The sequence below is a fragment of the Psychrobacter sp. W2-37-MNA-CIBAN-0211 genome, assembly GCF_040309405.1.
GTDB classification, from domain to species: domain Bacteria; phylum Pseudomonadota; class Gammaproteobacteria; order Pseudomonadales; family Moraxellaceae; genus Psychrobacter; species Psychrobacter glaciei.
In genome coordinates this window covers 1-250 of record NZ_JBEOOU010000430.1, presented here as the reverse complement: position 1 = coordinate 250, position 250 = coordinate 1, and the positions used below count along the sequence as shown (strand labels likewise).

At 61.6% G+C, this 250-nt stretch carries 1 protein-coding gene; it reads left to right on the top strand.

The window, feature by feature from the left end:
- Positions 1-250: KH domain-containing protein (locus AAEY72_RS15760; RefSeq protein ID WP_352311578.1), on the top strand; the 250-nt coding region annotated here is incomplete at both ends.

Below are 250 nucleotides of genomic sequence, written 5' to 3'. Positions count from 1 at the left end.
CATCAAGATCAACCCGGAAAAGATCCGCGACGTGATCGGCAAGGGCGGTTCGGTGATCCGCGCGCTGACGGAAGAAACGGGCACGACCATCGACATCTCGGATGACGGCGTCGTGACGATCGCGAGCACGAGCAGCGACGGCATGGCCGAAGCGAAGAAGCGCATCGAGCAGATCACGGCCGAGATCGAAGTCGGCCAGGTGTACGAAGGCACGGTGCTCAAGCTGCTCGATTTCGGCGCGATCGTGAAC